19 protein-coding genes are annotated in these 16,167 nt (G+C 31.7%); 13 read left to right on the forward strand and 6 right to left on the reverse strand.

Annotated elements, in window-relative coordinates; genetic code table 11:
• The gene (locus C6990_RS01775) at positions 1–1,113 is read right to left on the reverse strand and encodes a THUMP domain-containing protein (RefSeq protein WP_182128017.1); all 1,113 of its coding nucleotides are present in this window, start codon (positions 1,111–1,113) and stop codon (positions 1–3) included.
• 83 nt (positions 1,114–1,196) lie between these two features.
• Between C6990_RS01775 and C6990_RS01780 the strand changes: the two genes are divergently transcribed.
• Genes C6990_RS01780 through C6990_RS01790 form a run of 3 tightly spaced genes read left to right on the forward strand, consistent with a single transcriptional unit; the run spans position 1,197 to position 3,761 of the window.
• Positions 1,197–1,913: a phosphoadenylyl-sulfate reductase gene (locus C6990_RS01780; protein ID WP_182128018.1), complete on the forward strand. Its 717-nt coding sequence runs from the start codon at positions 1,197–1,199 to the stop codon at positions 1,911–1,913.
• Positions 1,914–1,922: 9 nt separating this feature from the next.
• Positions 1,923–3,065, forward strand: a complete 1,143-nt coding sequence (gene sat, locus C6990_RS01785) for a sulfate adenylyltransferase (RefSeq protein ID WP_182128019.1) — start codon at positions 1,923–1,925, stop codon at positions 3,063–3,065.
• A 30-nt stretch (positions 3,066–3,095) separates the two neighbouring features.
• Positions 3,096–3,761 carry a hypothetical protein gene (locus C6990_RS01790; protein WP_182128020.1) on the forward strand — a complete coding sequence of 222 codons (666 nt, stop codon included), beginning with the start codon at positions 3,096–3,098 and terminating at the stop codon, positions 3,759–3,761.
• On the opposite strand, the gene nth is transcribed toward C6990_RS01790, so the two are convergent.
• Entirely contained in the window at positions 3,745–4,395 is a 651-nt protein-coding gene (gene nth / locus C6990_RS01795) for an endonuclease III domain-containing protein (protein ID WP_182128021.1), read from the reverse strand. The two genes, C6990_RS01790 and nth, sit on opposite strands and share 17 nt — an antisense overlap.
• A 54-nt stretch (positions 4,396–4,449) precedes the next feature.
• Between nth and C6990_RS01800 the strand changes: the two genes are divergently transcribed.
• Together C6990_RS01800 and C6990_RS01805 are read left to right on the forward strand one after the other, a co-directional pair.
• Entirely contained in the window at positions 4,450–5,601 is a 1,152-nt protein-coding gene (locus C6990_RS01800; RefSeq protein WP_182128022.1) for an aconitase X, read from the forward strand.
• Positions 5,598–5,981: an aconitase X swivel domain-containing protein gene (locus tag C6990_RS01805; RefSeq protein WP_182128023.1), complete on the forward strand. Its 384-nt coding sequence runs from the start codon at positions 5,598–5,600 to the stop codon at positions 5,979–5,981. The genes C6990_RS01800 and C6990_RS01805 overlap by 4 nt, the downstream gene beginning before the upstream one ends.
• Here the strand turns inward: C6990_RS01805 and rqcH are convergent.
• Positions 5,959–7,905 (reverse strand): ribosome rescue protein RqcH, encoded by a 1,947-nt coding sequence (gene rqcH, locus C6990_RS01810; protein ID WP_182128024.1) that lies wholly within the window; start codon positions 7,903–7,905, stop codon positions 5,959–5,961. The genes C6990_RS01805 and rqcH overlap by 23 nt on opposite strands.
• Before the next feature lie 104 nt (positions 7,906–8,009).
• On the opposite strand from rqcH, the gene C6990_RS01815 reads away from it, so the two are divergent.
• From C6990_RS01815 to cobM, 4 genes are read left to right on the forward strand one after another with little or no spacing between them, the layout of a single operon-like run.
• The gene (locus tag C6990_RS01815; RefSeq protein WP_182128025.1) at positions 8,010–8,489 is read left to right on the forward strand and encodes a hypothetical protein; all 480 of its coding nucleotides are present in this window, start codon (positions 8,010–8,012) and stop codon (positions 8,487–8,489) included.
• Between the two features lie 18 nt (positions 8,490–8,507).
• The gene (gene cbiT / locus C6990_RS01820; RefSeq protein WP_182128026.1) at positions 8,508–9,098 is read left to right on the forward strand and encodes a precorrin-6Y C5,15-methyltransferase (decarboxylating) subunit CbiT; all 591 of its coding nucleotides are present in this window, start codon (positions 8,508–8,510) and stop codon (positions 9,096–9,098) included.
• 36 nt (positions 9,099–9,134) lie between these two features.
• On the forward strand, positions 9,135–9,857 hold the full coding sequence (gene cobI / locus C6990_RS01825) for a precorrin-2 C(20)-methyltransferase (RefSeq protein WP_182128027.1): 723 nt from the start codon (positions 9,135–9,137) through the stop codon (positions 9,855–9,857).
• Entirely contained in the window at positions 9,850–10,608 is a 759-nt protein-coding gene (gene cobM / locus C6990_RS01830) for a precorrin-4 C(11)-methyltransferase (RefSeq protein ID WP_182128028.1), read from the forward strand. Before cobI ends, cobM begins: the two co-directional genes overlap by 8 nt.
• A 17-nt stretch (positions 10,609–10,625) precedes the next feature.
• Here the strand turns inward: cobM and C6990_RS01835 are convergent, their stop codons facing one another.
• Positions 10,626–11,291 carry a hypothetical protein gene (locus C6990_RS01835; RefSeq protein ID WP_182128029.1) on the reverse strand — a complete coding sequence of 222 codons (666 nt, stop codon included), beginning with the start codon at positions 11,289–11,291 and terminating at the stop codon, positions 10,626–10,628.
• 85 nt (positions 11,292–11,376) lie between these two features.
• Positions 11,377–11,556 carry a hypothetical protein gene (locus tag C6990_RS01840; protein WP_182128030.1) on the reverse strand — a complete coding sequence of 60 codons (180 nt, stop codon included), beginning with the start codon at positions 11,554–11,556 and terminating at the stop codon, positions 11,377–11,379.
• 72 nt (positions 11,557–11,628) lie between these two features.
• Here C6990_RS01840 and C6990_RS01845 point away from each other — a divergent pair, with 72 nt between their 5' ends.
• The 3 genes from C6990_RS01845 (at position 11,629) to C6990_RS01855 (ending at position 14,562) form a co-directional block, all read left to right on the forward strand.
• A complete protein-coding gene (locus C6990_RS01845; protein ID WP_255465092.1) occupies positions 11,629–12,438 on the forward strand; it encodes a hypothetical protein in 810 nt (269 codons plus the stop codon).
• 88 nt (positions 12,439–12,526) lie between these two features.
• On the forward strand, positions 12,527–13,696 hold the full coding sequence (locus C6990_RS01850; protein ID WP_255465093.1) for a glycosyltransferase: 1,170 nt from the start codon (positions 12,527–12,529) through the stop codon (positions 13,694–13,696).
• Complete coding sequence (locus C6990_RS01855; protein WP_182128031.1) at positions 13,687–14,562, forward strand: hypothetical protein; 876 nt, start codon at positions 13,687–13,689, stop codon at positions 14,560–14,562. The genes C6990_RS01850 and C6990_RS01855 overlap by 10 nt, the downstream gene beginning before the upstream one ends.
• A gap of 35 nt (positions 14,563–14,597) precedes the next feature.
• On the opposite strand, the gene C6990_RS01860 is transcribed toward C6990_RS01855, so the two are convergent.
• On the reverse strand, positions 14,598–15,248 hold the full coding sequence (locus C6990_RS01860; protein ID WP_182128032.1) for a Snf7 family protein: 651 nt from the start codon (positions 15,246–15,248) through the stop codon (positions 14,598–14,600).
• 107 nt (positions 15,249–15,355) lie between these two features.
• Here C6990_RS01860 and C6990_RS01865 point away from each other — a divergent pair, with 107 nt between their 5' ends.
• Positions 15,356–16,117 (forward strand): glutamate racemase, encoded by a 762-nt coding sequence (locus C6990_RS01865; protein WP_182128033.1) that lies wholly within the window; start codon positions 15,356–15,358, stop codon positions 16,115–16,117.
• The last annotated feature ends 50 nt before the right edge of the window (positions 16,118–16,167 follow it).

Raw genomic sequence — 16,167 nt, forward strand, 5'->3', positions numbered from 1 at the left:
TCAGTGATTCTCTTCAAATGAATCTAAAATATCATGAACATTGTTTGGTCCTACAATAATTGAAATCGTTTTCTTTGTTTTAAAGGAGGATTCTACTTTTTTTACATGAATTGGAACTTCATTAGTACTCATAGAGACTAAATTTTCTAGTTTTTTGAGATTTCTTTCTAGTCCAATCTCTTTTGCATCATTAAATAAATTAGAATCTACTCCAGCAAGCGGCATTATTGGAATTTTCTTTTTTTCAAATATCTGTTTTAGTGAATTATCAATAAATTTTGAAGAAAATATCAATGGTGATAATGCTATTGATATGCGGATGTTTGAATATTGTAGCATTATTTGTAAAATTGAATTTACATAAATCAAATAATTTTTAATTCCAGTTGGTTTGATTTTTATCTCAAAAAATTCTAATTCCACATTATCTTGTACAAGTCTTGGTAAAATTTGATTAATCATTTTTGCTAGATTCATTAATTCAGATTTTTGTCTATAGCAAACTATTATCTTTACATCATTTCCTTGTTTAATGGTTTCAAAACATGAAACAGCAGATAATTCATCATATACTGCACAGATTGTTTTCTCCTTTTGTATTTCATTGGGAATGCCTCCATTCCCTTTATCTGAAAAAATACAGACATATGCATTATTTTTTGTTAAATATGTATACAATAACTTATCATAATTTTCATCAGTTCCAGGAAAAGCTCCGAGATTTTGTTTCTTTTCAATAATACTTGATGTTGTTGCAATCTCAACATCTTTAGTAAGAAATCCTTTAGATGCTCCTTCAACTTTAACTAGAAACTTTTCCCCTTTTAGGAGTAGATTTCCACCAATAGATGTAATCTCTGAAACAATATTTTGAAACTCATTTTTTGTCTGTCTTGCAATTGCTATTTTTTGAATTCCAAATAATAGGTTGATTGCAGATGATGCAAAAACAGGATCATTTGCATCAACTAAAATTACATCATTATCTCTTTTGACTGATTTGAATTTTTGTTTTTTAATCTTTAAAATTTTTTTAATATTTGTAATTAATAATGGAATTTTATTTTTTGAAAAAATATTTGGAAAGACTACAACATATGATATTTCTTTCATATTTTTTAAGTTGAAATCTACTTGTTTATAATTTAGGATAAAATTTGGGTAATCAATATAAAACAAATACTTTATGTGAAAATGTGGTGCAATTCACACAAGAACAAGTAGATGATTTAAACTCTAAAATTCACACAACCGAGGATGCACTTGAGTGGGTTTCTGAAAATCTTCATCCAAAGGTTGCAAAAGCCTCCAGCTTTGGTGCTGAGGATGCAGTAGTAATGGATATTATGCTAAAAATTAATCCAAAATTTCGATTCTTTACATTAGATACAGGACGATTGCCCCAAGAAACTTATGACATTATAGATATTGTAAGCAAAAAATACAACATTTCAATCGAAGTTCTTTTTCCTGATACAAAAGAAGTTGAAGAAATGGTTAAAGAAAAAGGAATGAATCTATTCTACGAAAGTATTGAGAACAGGAAACTATGTTGTGAAATTCGTAAAGTTCATCCAATGAATAAAATGTTACAGACTTTGGATGGCTGGATTACAGGACTAAGACGAGAGCAGACAAAAAATCGAAAAAATGTTACCATGTTTCAGCTAGATCATGTACATGGAGGAATTCTAAAAATAAATCCAATTATTGATTGGACTTGGGATCAAATTCAAGAATATATCAAAAAAAATGATCTTCCATACAACAGTCTTCTTGACAAAGGCTATCCTAGTATTGGATGTGAACCATGTACCAGAGCAATAAAGCCTGGAGAAGATATTCGTGCAGGAAGATGGTGGTGGGAACAAGGTGGAAATAAAGAGTGTGGCCTTCATATAGACCCTGAATAGAGGGATATCATGTCAGAAAATAACTCAATCAAACCACATGGAGGAATTCTAGTTAATCGAATCACAAAAGTAGATCTTACTGGGCTATTCTCAATTACAATTACAGAAGATCTTGCAAATGATGTTGAAAATATTGCAGATGGAATATTTAGTCCACTTGAAGGATTTTTGGGGCAACAAGACTTTGAAAGCGTTGTATCACGAGGAAGACTTGCTAATGATTTAGCATGGACTATTCCAATAATATTAGATGTTGATGAACAAACTGCTTCTAAAATGAAAGAAGCAAAAGATGTGTTGTTAAAAAATCCAGACGGAGTTGGAGTTGCAGTTTTACATGTTAATGAAATCTATTCCTTTGATAAGGAAAAAACTGTTCAGGGGGTATATGGAACAAATGACAATTCTCATCCAGGTGTTGCAAAGACAATGTCAATGAAAGATAAATTGGTAGGTGGAAAGATTGACTATATTCAAAGACCAAATGACAGTGAAATTAGAAACAATAGATTAACACCCAATCAAACCAGAGAAGCCTTTGCCAAGGCAGGCTGGAAGACAATCTGTGCATTTCAAACTAGAAATCCCCCACATGTAGCACATGAAATGCTACAAAAAACATCCATTACTACTCGAGATGGGGTATTTGTTAATCCAATTATTGGAAAGAAAAAGTCAGGTGACTTTGTTGATGAAGTAATTGTAAAATGCTATGAAACCATGATAAAATTATACTATCCAGAAAACCGATGCATGCTTGGAACACTTCACACTGAAATGAAATACGCTGGTCCAAAAGAGGCAATTCACCATGCAATAATGAGACAAAACTATGGATGCACACATATCATTATTGGACGAGATCATGCAGGCGTTGGAAAATTCTATGATCCATTTGCAGCACAAAAAATCTTTGATGATTATCCAGAATTAGAAATTTCACCAGTATTTTTCCCACCATTCTTCTACTGTAGGAAGTGTCTAACGTATACTACTCCAAAAGCATGTCCGCATGGAGATGATGATAAGGAGCAGATCAGTGGAACTAAACTACGAGAAATGATTCAAAACGGACAAGCACCATCTGAATTTATTCTACGACCAGAAGTTGCTAAAGTGATCTTAGAACATCCAAAACCATTTGTTGATTAGCTTTTTATTCAATCAAATTTGTTCTAGCTTGTGAAGTATCTAACTCTAATTTTGTTTTTAGGATTTTCTCTAGCTCCTGCATTTGCACAGGAATTAACAAATCCATCATTACTTATAGATACAATAGATATTCCTTCAGATGAATTCAATCGAATATTGCGAGAAGCACCAGTGATATTTCTTGATGATGTTCATGCAGTTAGCTGGCAAGTAACTATTGATAATAATTTACTATATGCAAATCCAAATGGAAATGCAGTTCTTAGATTATACGATCAAGAGACTCATGATGAATTTATTGAAGTCGGTATGGGACCTCAACCAGAAAACAAATTTTGGGTGGCAGTTCAAACTCCAAAAGAAGGATACATAATAGTTCATAAAGATCTTGATAGAGGCTGGTATCCACAAGCAAAGTCTATCATATCATATACTGATAGAGCAGGACTAACAGTGAATAATGGGGCAAGAATTGTAGTCACCAATTTGGATATTGGTACATTTGCAATTGATTCGTATTCAGTACATGGAAAGGAAGGCTCTGCTGATCCTCCTGCAGTAAACTCTGGAAGTATGATTATAGAATTTCTTTCTGGCGATCCTGCAAAGAACTCATTTGCAATGTTTCCATTTTACATGGCAGCAGGAATTGGAATAATTGTAGGAGTGCTATATCTAACTAAGAAGCGTTCTTAGTTTTATAATACTTACAACTTTTTTTAATCTTGCATACATTACACATTGGTGAAATTGGTTTGCAAATATTTTGGCCATACATTACAAATGTATCATTAATATCAATCCAATATTTTTTCTGAATTTTTTTCATCAATTCCTGCTCTGTTTCTTCGGGATTTTTGGTATCTACTAATCCTAATCTATTTGATATTCTATGAACATGGATATCTACAGGAATTGCGGGTTTTTCAAATGCATAAACCAATACACAATTAGCTGTTTTCCTTCCAACCCCTGGCAACTGCACCAAAGTATCCAGATCATCAGGAACTTTACCTTTGTATTTTTTATCAATAATTTTTGCAACTTCAATAATTCTTTTTGATTTTACATGATAGAATCCAATTGATTTTATTATTTTCTCTACATCTTTAATTTTGGCCTTTGCAAGTTCTTTTGGATTTTTATATTTTAAGAATAATGCTTTTACTGCTTTTGTTGTAGCTTCATCTTTAGTCCTGGCCGAAAGTATTGTTCCAATTAAAATACTAAACGGACCAGTCTCTGCATCATGAAGATCCTGTAATGCTGTAATTCTTGGTGGCTTTACAGAATTCATCGTATCAGTCATTCCACGAAGAATTTTTTCCATTTTGAATTAAAAATTACGTACAAGTATTATAACTGTAGTAACAAAGCTTTACCATTGGATCTTACTAGAGAAGAAGAATCTGCACTCAAGGGAGAACAAGGAGAGATTTTGCAGATGGCATATAGAATTTTGGTTGCCACAGGTGAGGCAACTGATGCTGATAAATTAATCCCAATTGAATGGGCTCATCTTTCTGGTGTAAATTACAATACAATTGGAGATGCAGGAGAAGAATTTCTCTCCAGTATTAGCAAAGATGCGAGAGTTTCAGTAAAAACTACTCTTAATCCAATGGGTTTTGATATTGATAATGTTGTAAACTATGGATTAAATGAAAATTTTATTTCAAAACAATTATCCATCAGAAATTCATATGAAACAATGGGTGTAATTCCTTCATTCTCATGCATTCCTTATGAAATTTTTGAAATCCCAAAAGATGGAACACAAGTTGCGTTTGCAGAATCAAATGCTGCAATTCATGCAAACTCTTTTGATAATCTAAAGACAAACAAAGAAAGTGCATTTAGTGCACTTGCAAGTGCAATTGTTGGAAAAAGCCCTTACTCATCAATAAGAAAAGATGATTCACCAAACATTACAATTAACATGAAAGTAAAAAATCCAAATGAATTAACATATGGTATGCTGGGATTTTTTGCAGGAAAGGTTGGAGATACTTCTGTAAATATTTCAGGACTTGGAGAGATGGATAAAAGACAATGCAAAGCTATGTGTGGCGGAATGGGGACATCGGGAACTTGTGCTAAATTCATTTTTGATGATAATTCTGACTGTGAAAAAGTAGATTTTGATGAAAAAGAAATGCAAAATGTACATGATGAGCTAAACACTGCAGAAAAAGGTGATATAATTACACTTGGCAGTCCACAATTGGGCTTAGATGAGATTTCTGATCTTACAAGCATGCTGAAGGGTAGATCTTTTCAAAAAAGGTGTATGGTGTTTTTACCTAGAACTGTAAAGGAGCAAGCAAAAAAAATTGGATATACAACAGAACTTGAAAGAGCAGGATGTGAAATTCTTTCTGACTGTTGTACGTGTTTGACTCCTTTGATAAATAAAGAAAATGTTGATGCAGTTACAACAAATAGTATCAAGGGTGCGTTTTATCTTAAAAATTCTAACGGTGTAGATGTAAATCTAAAACCATTATCACAAATTATTCAAGATGAGACACGATGAAAGTTTTAGTTGCAGGAAAAGCTCAAGGTATTGTTTTAAAATCTGAGAAACCAATTAACTTTCTTGGGACTGTTGATAAGAAAACAGGAATAATTAGTGATAGAAATCATGATCTTTATGAAAAATCAATCAAAGATGTAATTCTTGTATTTCCATCAGGAGTAGGAAGTAGTGTTGGTGCATATACAATTTATTCAATAAAATCAAATAATTCTGCACCACTTGCTATGATATGTCACAAGGCAGATCTTACTGTAGCTACCGGTTGCGCATTGGCAAACATTCCATTAATTACACTTTGTGATGAGGAATTTGATGCTATTAAAAATGGAATGAAATTTTCTCTTGATACTGACTCTAATCTAATTCAGTATCAGTAAATTTCTTGATATCCAAGTCTCCTGTAGATACTTCTTTAATCTGGCTTTTGCCAGAAGGCAAAACACGAACAAAATCATCAAGATTAATTTTTCTTGCAATCTCTTCATGCATTTTTAAAAATTCAATTCGTATTTTTTTTGCAGCCTCTACCATCTCTAATCCATGTGGTTCAATTACTGCATAGCAAATAGAATTTTTTTTAATTGGCTCAGGTGGACCACATGTTAAGACATAATCATCATCTTGAGGAATTATTCCAACTGCAAGTTTGAGAGTATCTGATTTGATAAAATTCCTTTGTCCTTCAATTGTAAAGGAACCCTTTGGTAGAAATTCCCCGCTTGGAGCTGATTTTTTTACTTGCTCTGGATTTACCCAAAAAGCACTAACACCATACATTCCTTCTTTCCATGCACGACTAAAACAAACAGTAGCATGTGCAACTTCATTCATACTTCTATCTGGTGCATTTTCAGCTTCTTTTAGAATAAAAAATGGTGAACCAAAAATATCCCCATGAAAAATTTTGTCATTTTTTACCAAATGTTTTCTAACTACAGCAGAATTTGATGCAGCATCTCTTCCACCAATTGTAAGCAAGCCATCAGATGTAAAGAACCATCTGTATCTTTCATACCAGTTTTTCTTTCTGATCTCTGAAATTATAGTAATATCTTTTTCAGCTTCTGTTTTGTTTTGTAATTTTTCTAGCTTTTTCAGAGTTTTTTCTTTGATTAGTTCAATTGATTTTATTGCACCTGATTGCTTTTTTGCCTCATTAAATAATACAGAAGCAATTGATTGAAGTGGAGATTTTGTATTGATCTTTATTTTTTCATCTTGGATTACAATTAATGGAATTCCTTTTTCTGTGATTAATTTTGCATTATTCTCTGATAAAATTTCTTGAGCAGAATTTTCCTCTATTGATATTATTCCCTGTGAAACCATTTGATAAAGGGAATTTGCTACATTTGTAATGTTTTTTGATCTTTCTTTAACTGTCTCAATGGCTTTTTCTTGTTCAGAGATCTGTGTTTGTAGTTCTTTTATTTTTTTATCAGATCCACTTGACTGAATTGACTTGCCTTTATCAACAATTTTTTCAGTAAATACAGTATCTAATCCTTCAATGAAGCTATCAACTTTTGTTATTTCACCTTCTAATTTTCCTAATCTTATTGGAAGAACTTCCACTTTTTCATTTCTGACTATTATTGGTTCGTGATTTCCTGATACTATATCTGAAACAATCTTTTTTGTAGTTTCAAAAACTCTGTTTGTCTCTTCAGTTGTTAATAGATTGCCAATTTTTTTACCATCAACATTTGCAATTTCAAATACTCCTTCAACATATTTTTTTGGTAAACCTAGTGTCCTTCCAAACCATTTCGCACAAATCAATTCAGTTGTTTTGAGTCCATCAAAATCTGATTCTGATAGGTTAAAGATATCTAGTCCGCTAGTTGGTGGCTGTACATATTCTAATCCAACACTGAGCTTCCTATGTCTTACTTCTATTGAATGCTGTAATGCAAGAATCTTCATTTCATTATTGCAGAGTAAAATATTTCCATCTCCAAAAAACTCTCCCACTAGAACAAACTCTTTCCCAAACCCTTCAAATGTAAAGTATGCAATTCTTTCTGCACCAATCTGTTCAATTTTTTTTAATTTTAATCGTAGTAAATCACTACGTAGTCTTTTGAGTAGTCTGTTAGGTTCTATTTGATCAATTTTTACCTTGGTTAACCAAACCCCTGATGTTGATATCATCATGAAAAGATCACTTTTCTCAGTATGGTGAAGCTTGAAGAGAATACTATCTTTTGTGATGCCGTAAATATTACTAATGTAATAGTCTTGAACTTGCTCTGAAATTTGATTTACCAAATATCGTAGTTCTATCCCAGATAATGCCATGAATATCATATTTTATATCTAAAATTATACCCTTGCTATGATATGGTCAATCTTTGACCAAAGATATTAAACATGGTTTGCCTGAGTCACGCTAGAAAATTACCTTGGCGAAATTTAAAAAGAAAAAATCTGCTCCTACTACTGGACCTGAAGATTCTAAAAAAGAATCTGTAAAAGAGAATCCAGTTGATGCTCCTGAAACAGAAAAATCTGAGCCTGTTGCAGATAATTCATCAACTGATCCACCAGTAAGTGTTGCTGAGAAAAGTGAGAAAGATAGGAAATTAAATAAATTATTTTGGATGCGTGTTGCCTTGGCAATAATAGCAGGAACTGCTGCGACTTTTATCTTTGAAGATATTGAAGGTGAAGATAGAAGATGGGCATCAATTGCATTTATGATTATAGTATTCTTTGGAACAATTATAGTTGCAAAAGGGATGAAGATGCAACTACCATCATCAGATAGAAAAAAAATTGTTACTCAGGCAATTGGCAGCTATGTCTTTTTGTATTTGTTTACTTGGATTGTAACTTATACCCTAGTTCATTCTGGAAAAGTCACTAGTGGGATTAATCTATAGAAACAATAACGATTAGACATGTGGGATTTTAAAACACCTGGAATTCCTGATGAAAACTTTGAGAGAGCAGAAAAAGTTCCAATCACTAAAGAAGAGGTAAGAACCATTCAAATCAGCAAAGCTAGATTAAAACCTGGTCAAACAGTTTATGATGTTGGTTGTGGAAGTGGGTCAATTTCTGTTGAAGCTGGACTTCAAGTTGAATCATCAGGAAAAGTTTTAGCTATTGATCATGATGAGAATGCAATAGAATTAACAAACAAGAACATACAAAAGTTTGGCCTTTCAAATATTTCAGTAATATTTGGTGATGCCAAAGAAAAGATACAAGATCTTGAACCAGCTGATGTTATAATAATTGGAGGAACAGGTGGTGATACTAGAGATATAGTTGAACTATCTGAGAATAAACTAAAGTCAGGTGGGAGAATTGTAATTGGAGTTATTCTAATTGAGACACTTTATTCTGTATTACAAATTTTAGATAAATTACAGTTTGAATCAATAGATATTACTCAAGTTACCATATCTAAAAGCAGAAAGACCAGTACTGGTACTATGATGCTTGCAAGAAATCCTGTTACTGTAATTTCTGCTACTAGAGTCTAATCTAGATATTTAATTGGGAACAAAGTCAGATTTTTTATGCCTGGATTAATTGGGATTGGAGTAGGTCCTGGAGATGTTGAATTACTAACAGTCAAGGCAGTAAAGGCAATTCAGAATGCTGACATCATTATGTGTCCAGCTTCCAATGAAGAAAGACCTAGTATTGCACTTTCTGTTGTTTCACCAATTATTGATAAATCAAAAAATCAAGAAATTATAAAATTAATTTTCCCAATGACCAAAGACAAAGACATTCTTGAAGAGACTTGGAAAAAGAATGCAAAGATAATGGCAGAAACTGTTTTGTCAGGAAAAAATGTTGTATACCTAACAGTAGGTGATCCTTTCTTGTATAGTACTTGGATTTACATGCACAAGGATCTCAAAGAAAACTATCCTGACATGGATATTACCGTAATTCCAGGAATTGTTTCATTGTTTACATTTGCAGCAAAAGTCGGTGTAAGTGTAGCAGAAGGTGCAGAAAAAGTTGCAATAATTCCATCATGTTATGATCTATCTAGTGTTAAAGAGATTGCAAAAAATTCTGAATCAATGATATTTCTTAAAGATGGAAGATACTTTGATCAAGTGATTCAAGTTCTTAAAGAATCTGGATTTCCAGATAATTCTATCTTTGCAATAGGACAAGATCTTGGAACAGACCATGAAATTATTCGAAAACTTACATTAGGTGAAGTAAATGATGATACTTTAACTACAAAATACTTCTCAATTTTGGTGGTAAAGCGTGTCTGATGTTTTCTTTGTAGGTTGTGGCCCTGGAGATCCTGAACTAATTACTGTAAAAGCCAAAAAACTAATTCAGAAAGCTGATGTTGTAGTGTATTCAGGTTCTTTAATTCCTGAACCAATCTTGAAACTATGCAAAAAGGGAAAACTTTTTGATGCTGCAAAACTAGTTAGAGAAGAAATTTTTGATTTGTTATACAAAAATGCAAAAAAAGACAAACTTGTGGTGAGGTTACATGATGGTGATCCTTCAATTTATGGTGCAATCAAAGAACAGATTGATAACCTTGAGGAAAAAGGAATAAAGTCTACTGTTATACCTGGAGTAACTGCATTTTTAGCCTCAGCTGCTGCACTTGGAACCCAATTAACTTTACCTGGAGTTACTCAGACCATCATAGTTACAAGAGCAGAATCAAGAACCAAAGTTCCAAAACGTGAAAGAATTTCTGAACTTGCAAAACACAAAGCTACCTTGATCTTTTATCTTAGTGTTCATTTATTATCTAAATTAGTAAAAGAAGCGATTGCAGGCGGTTACAAAAAATCAACTCCTGTAGCAGTAGTATATAGAGCAAGCTGGGAAGATCAAAAAATTATCAAAGGAACTTTAGAAGATATTGCAAAAAAAGTTAAAGATGAAAAAATTACTAGAACTGCAATTGTGATAATTAGTGATGTAATTGATCCAGAAACTTATGAGTATTCAAAATTATACGACAAGAATTTTAGCCATGGCTATAGAAATAAAAAATAAAAAATAGATTTAGACGTCTAAGATATGTCGTCTGAACCATCAATTGTAATGTCCCAGTTTACAGTTAACTGATCACCTGGATTCATTGTGACTGATGATGGGAAATTCTTCAATGCGAAAACTCCTCTATCAGCACCTAAACCTGTTTGATTAAACAAGCCTGCTGCATTAATTGTATTTCCAGTTTGGGTTGCAGATGAAGAATACGTGAATTGATTAGTAATTCTTTGTATTGCAGGATCAGAGTCGGCAGTTGAATTTGTGAATGTACCCAACGAACCAGCTACTGCATTCAATCCATCACCAACTGTAATTTCAGCTGGAAGTACTGTATTAAGAGTTGTATCTACTAATGCGGAACCATTACTAATACCAATAACAGTGTATTTTCCCAAAGCAGATGCAGTACCAGCGGTACAGCCACTGTTTTGTCCAAACAGTAACATGGCAGTACAATTTCTTCCATCATTAACAATTGCATTGTCTGTTTGTTGATAAGAAAGAATATTTCCTTCATTATCAGTGTGTATAATTTCCATATGTCCTAGAATACTTCCACCTTCTGAATAAGAAGATGCTGTATTACTTTGCATCTCGAATGTGCCATCTGAAAGGTTAATTCCTGCCATTCCTATAGCAAATGCGACTGCTGCAAACATACCGAAACTTGTAGCGTTTTTCATTATAATTTTCTATGTAAATTGATTTATAGGGATAATGGTAAATTTTTCTAAATCATAGTTCCAAATTGGATCATTTCTAAAATTATTATCCTCCTGAAACCCCTACTGATTCATCTAACCCTATAGTAAATTGTTTAGGCTCATTTTTAACTTCCTCCTCAAGAGAAATTTCACTAATATCTTCTGAATAATTTCCTGAAGCTACTAAAACTCCCACACCAATAATAATTGCTATTGCAACTCCAATAATAATTCCTTTATTCATATTTTTTTTAGTTGTTGGTACTATAAAAAGAATAAAAAATTTTTCTATTAGTTAAATGAATAAATCAAATTAGTGAAAAACAAAATCATAATATTTGGTATTTTATTCATATTTTTTTCCTTTCACGTATACTTTGATAATGCATTTGCAGAAGATCCTATCTTAATTTCTATTTCATCCGATTTAGATGAAATAATCTTTGATGGAAAGTGGACAGATTCCTATGAATGGAAAAAATCAAGTTACAATTGGCTAAAATTTGACGATGGTACTGAAATTCATTTGAGAACAGCTCATCAAGAAAATTTTATTTATGTTCAAATCAATGCGGCATCTGATATGAGTATTAACAAAGGTTCAGATAGCGCTATTGTTTGCTTTGATACAAAAAATGACAAAACATCTGTTCCACAATCAGATGATTATTGTTTTTCAACAACACTTGACGGAAAAACTCCATTTACATATCAAGGAAATAATATACCTGCACTAAACGGTCACTTTACCAAAATCACTAATGATAAAAATTTCATTGCAGTTGGATCATCATCTGACAAATATGATAGATACAACAAAGTCCCACATGCAAGCTATGAATTTAAAATTCCTTTAGATGTCTTGGGACGTTCTGATAATTATGGGTTTTATCTTTCAGTTTTTGATGCAGACAAACAAATTCATTACTCATGGCCATATGAGATTAAAAAACAAAGTTTGATTTCAATTACTAGTCCTAGCCAATGGGGAGATTTAGTTTCACCTGACAAATCTATTCCTGAATTTAATTTCTCATTTTTATTATTATTTATAATTCCAATATTGGTAACTTTTACTTTTCTCATAAAATCCAAATTTGCAATAAATGATTTTTCTTCTCTCTAAAACAACTAATAATATCAAAAATATGATGCCTAGAATCTATTATTTTTAATTAAAAATTAATAACCACTAATTTTTCCATTTTAATCAAATGACTCTTGATTATATGAATAAAAACAGACCTCAAATTTCAATTATTATTCCAACATATAACGAGTCACAAAATATTCTAAATATCCTAAAATCTATTGGGGATATTATTCCAAAAAATGTTTTTACAGAAGCAATTGTTGTTGATGACAACTCTCCTGACGGAACAGGCAAAATCGTAGAGGACTATCTAAAAAGCGTCAAAAAAATCGCTGGATATACAATAGATATCATTCATAGAACAACCAAAAATGGATTAAGCTCAGCCATACTTAGTGGAATTCAACGAGCAGCAGGTGATACAATAATTGTAATGGATAGTGATCTTTCTCATCCTCCACAAATAATTCCTAAAATGATTGAAACACTAAAAAAATATCAGTGTGATATGGTTGTAGCTTCTAGATATATTACCGGTGGACAGATAAACGGCTGGAATACAAAACGAAAGTTTCTAAGTAAAGTAGCTACAATGATTGCCAAAAGAGGATTAAATGTTAAAACAAATGATCCAATGTCTGGATTTTTTGCTTTTAGAAAAGGAATATTGAAAGGATTAAGCTTTGATGCGATTGGGTTCAAAATACTTTTAGAAATTCTAGTAAAAAAAAGAGGACTAGATGTAAAAGAAATTCCTTATACATTCCAAGATAGAAAATTAGGCTCAAGTAAATTAAATTCTTCAATAGTCTTTGATTATATTAAATCAGTTTGGAAGTTATATCGCTCCAATAAACTTGAGGAAAATAATGAAAAAAGAAATTCTGTAAAATTTTTCTCCAAAGCAGGTAGATTTTATACAATTGGAGCATCCGGGTTTGCAATCAACTATCTTATTTCATTAATGCTCTCTGGAGGAATTACAGAAATATGGTATCTATATGCTAACATTATAGGAATTATTACATCAATGACATCTAATTTTGTTTTTAACAAATGGTGGACGTTTGGTGATAGAAATTTTTCATTCAAAAAAACTATTTCACAATATTCAAAATTCATTACTTTCAGCTCTTTAGGTGCATTAATCCAAATTGGTGTCGTGTTTTCACTAGTTGATAATAATAATTGGGTGTATTCAACTGCGTTGGGTGTCGGTGTTTTAACTGGAGCCTTTAGTAATTTTATTTTAAATAAAAAATGGACATTTAAAGAAAAACTTTGGCAATAAACTACAAAATTATTTTATTAATAAGTGTAGTATCTATAATTGGATTATTTTTTTTAACTCAAATTAAAACTGATGATTCTATTAACGAGAGTGATTCTAAACAATCAGATATGTTTTTTGATTTTAATATAGACACAAAAAATATTGACTTAATCGAATTACCTATTGATTCAATTTTTCAAATTTATGGTGTTCGAGATGAATACATTATAGATGGAAATTATCAAAAATACAGTAGGCTCCTCTTTGAATTAGATCCAAATAATAAGTCATTATACAAAGAACTAAAAAATACTGATGAAAAAACTATTGTAATTTTTCCAACATTTACGGCCACAGCATACAATTCTCCTGGATTCTATAATTACTATAACGGTCTTTGTGATGAAACATGTCTTTCTGTCCCAATCGTTTCAATTCTACGAACTGAAATAGGAGGAAATGGCGCACAAATTTTAAAGCTATTAAATTATAATTTTCTATCTGATGTGGATATAGACAAAAATCCCAAAATTTTAGCCAAATTTGACAAAGTAATTTTATTGCATAATGAGTATGTAACAAAAAAACAGTTTGATGCGATTACCTCTCATCCTAATGTGATCTATCTTTATCCTAATGCATTACATGCTGAAATTGAAGTTGATTATGATTCTAACACAATAACTTTGATTCGAGGACATGGATATGCAGACAAATATAATGGATTTGACTGGGAATTTGATAACACACAGCCATATGAGTATGATTTAGATTGTAATGACTGGGAATTTTACGAAATCCCTAATGGAAAAATGCTAAATTGTTTTCCTGAAAGGCAACTTTACGAAGATGATTCATTGCTTAGAGCTCTTAAAGAACTATAAAAAATTAAAAATAAGAAACATTCGTCTTTTCTACTCTACTCAAACGTTGTTGTAGAGCTTTGAGACGAAAGTCCAGTTGAAGATGGTACAGATGGGAATTTATCTCCTATCTGTTGCTCAGCTACTGCAGATGCTTCTTGTAGAATCTTGTCAGTTTCTTCACTTGAAACATCAGATTCCATACTAAATGAATCTCCTGCCAGGGAGTCCATCATTAATCCATTAAGTGTCTGGGTCATACTGTTCAATTCTGAATCAGCTTCTGGCATGAATCTTCCTAGTGATGACTTCAATCCCTTCATTGTAGACATCGCTGGTCCAATTGCTACCATAGCATCACCAAGATCATGAATAGTTGTCAGTCTTAGTTGGACTTGTTCTAATGACATTCTTGCATTGCCGAGCATCTTTGTAACCTTACGAATTTCAGCTAATTCGTTGGACAAAACTCTACTTGTGCTAGTATCATGTTGTTGCATTGCGGTTACCACTCGTTGAAAGAGTTGCGCATCTCTTTCGTGCAGCTTACCTAACATAGAGTCCATTTTTGATATTTGGACTTGTAGTTTGTTTACTGCAGTTTGAATTCGTGGTTTTAATGCACCTTGAGGCTTTACTGCTTCTCGGAGTTTGCCAGTTACACTTTGAGTCTCTTGTCGAGCCCAAGTTTTATCGAAGTTTGGCATGGTTGATGTTTTAGAAATTTAGTCTTAATGGACAGTGTAAATTTAGATCAGTTTTAGATTAAATTTAGCTAACAAAATCTAAATCATATTCAATTTAGAATTATTTTATGGTAAGAATTGTTGTGTTTGATTCAGGTCTGGGCTCATTATCTATTATTAAACCAATTCAAAAACAAATGAAATGTAATATAGTTTACTTTGCAGATTCTAAAAACTTTCCATATGGAAAAAAAAGTATTAAAGAATTAAGAAGAATTACATTAAAATCTATTTCAGCTCTTGAAAAATATTTTAAGCCTGAATTAATTATTATTGGCTCAAATACATTATCATTAACATTGGATTCACATCCAAAAAATATTCTGACTGTTCTTCCACCACTAAATAAAACAAAAAAAATTTCAAAATCAAAATCTATTGCAATTTTAGCAACAGAATCTATTGTAAAAAGTAAATTGCTTGATAATTACATTAAAACTTTTAACATGAATAATTTCAAAGTCATTAAAATTAATGCATCATCCTTGGTTGACTTGGTTGAACATGGTGATTTTTATTTAAACCCCAATCTTTGTATAACCAAAATTAAAAAAACTCTAAGTTCAATCTTTATTGAAAATAATGTAGATGTGGCTACTTTATCTAGTACACACATTCCATTTCTTTTGGAATTTCTAGAAAAAATATTTCCAAACATAACTTTTCTTGATCCTGGTCAATCACTAGCTATTAAATTAAAACAAAAATACATTTCTGATAGTCAAAAAAGAAATAGACTTCAAATATTTACTTCTGGAGATATTAAATCACTTGAAAAAAAGCTAAATTATTTAAAAATTAATAATAAAATTTCAAAATTTACAACTTGACAAACAACATTACACTGTTTACAACTTGACAAACAACATTACACTGTTTA

Origin of the sequence: Nitrosopumilus sp. b3, from assembly GCF_014078525.1 — an archaeon.
In the GTDB taxonomy this organism is placed as follows: Archaea; Thermoproteota; Nitrososphaeria; order Nitrososphaerales; family Nitrosopumilaceae; genus Nitrosopumilus.

Bases quoted from the DNA above. Each gene is read 5' to 3' on its own strand.
- C6990_RS01775 (WP_182128017.1), bottom strand. From the start codon at position 1,113: ATGAAAGAAATATCATATGTTGTAGTCTTTCCAAATATTTTTTCAAAA.
- sat (WP_182128019.1), top strand. From the start codon at position 1,923: ATGTCAGAAAATAACTCAATCAAACCACATGGAGGAATTCTAGTTAAT.
- nth (WP_182128021.1), bottom strand. From the start codon at position 4,395: ATGGAAAAAATTCTTCGTGGAATGACTGATACGATGAATTCTGTAAAG.
- C6990_RS01805 (WP_182128023.1), top strand. From the start codon at position 5,598: ATGAAAGTTTTAGTTGCAGGAAAAGCTCAAGGTATTGTTTTAAAATCT.
- rqcH (WP_182128024.1), bottom strand. From the start codon at position 7,905: ATGGCATTATCTGGGATAGAACTACGATATTTGGTAAATCAAATTTCA.
- cbiT (WP_182128026.1), top strand. From the start codon at position 8,508: ATGTGGGATTTTAAAACACCTGGAATTCCTGATGAAAACTTTGAGAGA.
- cobI (WP_182128027.1), top strand. From the start codon at position 9,135: ATGCCTGGATTAATTGGGATTGGAGTAGGTCCTGGAGATGTTGAATTA.
- C6990_RS01835 (WP_182128029.1), bottom strand. From the start codon at position 11,291: ATGAAAAACGCTACAAGTTTCGGTATGTTTGCAGCAGTCGCATTTGCT.
- C6990_RS01840 (WP_182128030.1), bottom strand. From the start codon at position 11,556: ATGAATAAAGGAATTATTATTGGAGTTGCAATAGCAATTATTATTGGT.
- C6990_RS01850 (WP_255465093.1), top strand. From the start codon at position 12,527: ATGACTCTTGATTATATGAATAAAAACAGACCTCAAATTTCAATTATT.
- C6990_RS01860 (WP_182128032.1), bottom strand. From the start codon at position 15,248: ATGCCAAACTTCGATAAAACTTGGGCTCGACAAGAGACTCAAAGTGTA.
- C6990_RS01865 (WP_182128033.1), top strand. From the start codon at position 15,356: ATGGTAAGAATTGTTGTGTTTGATTCAGGTCTGGGCTCATTATCTATT.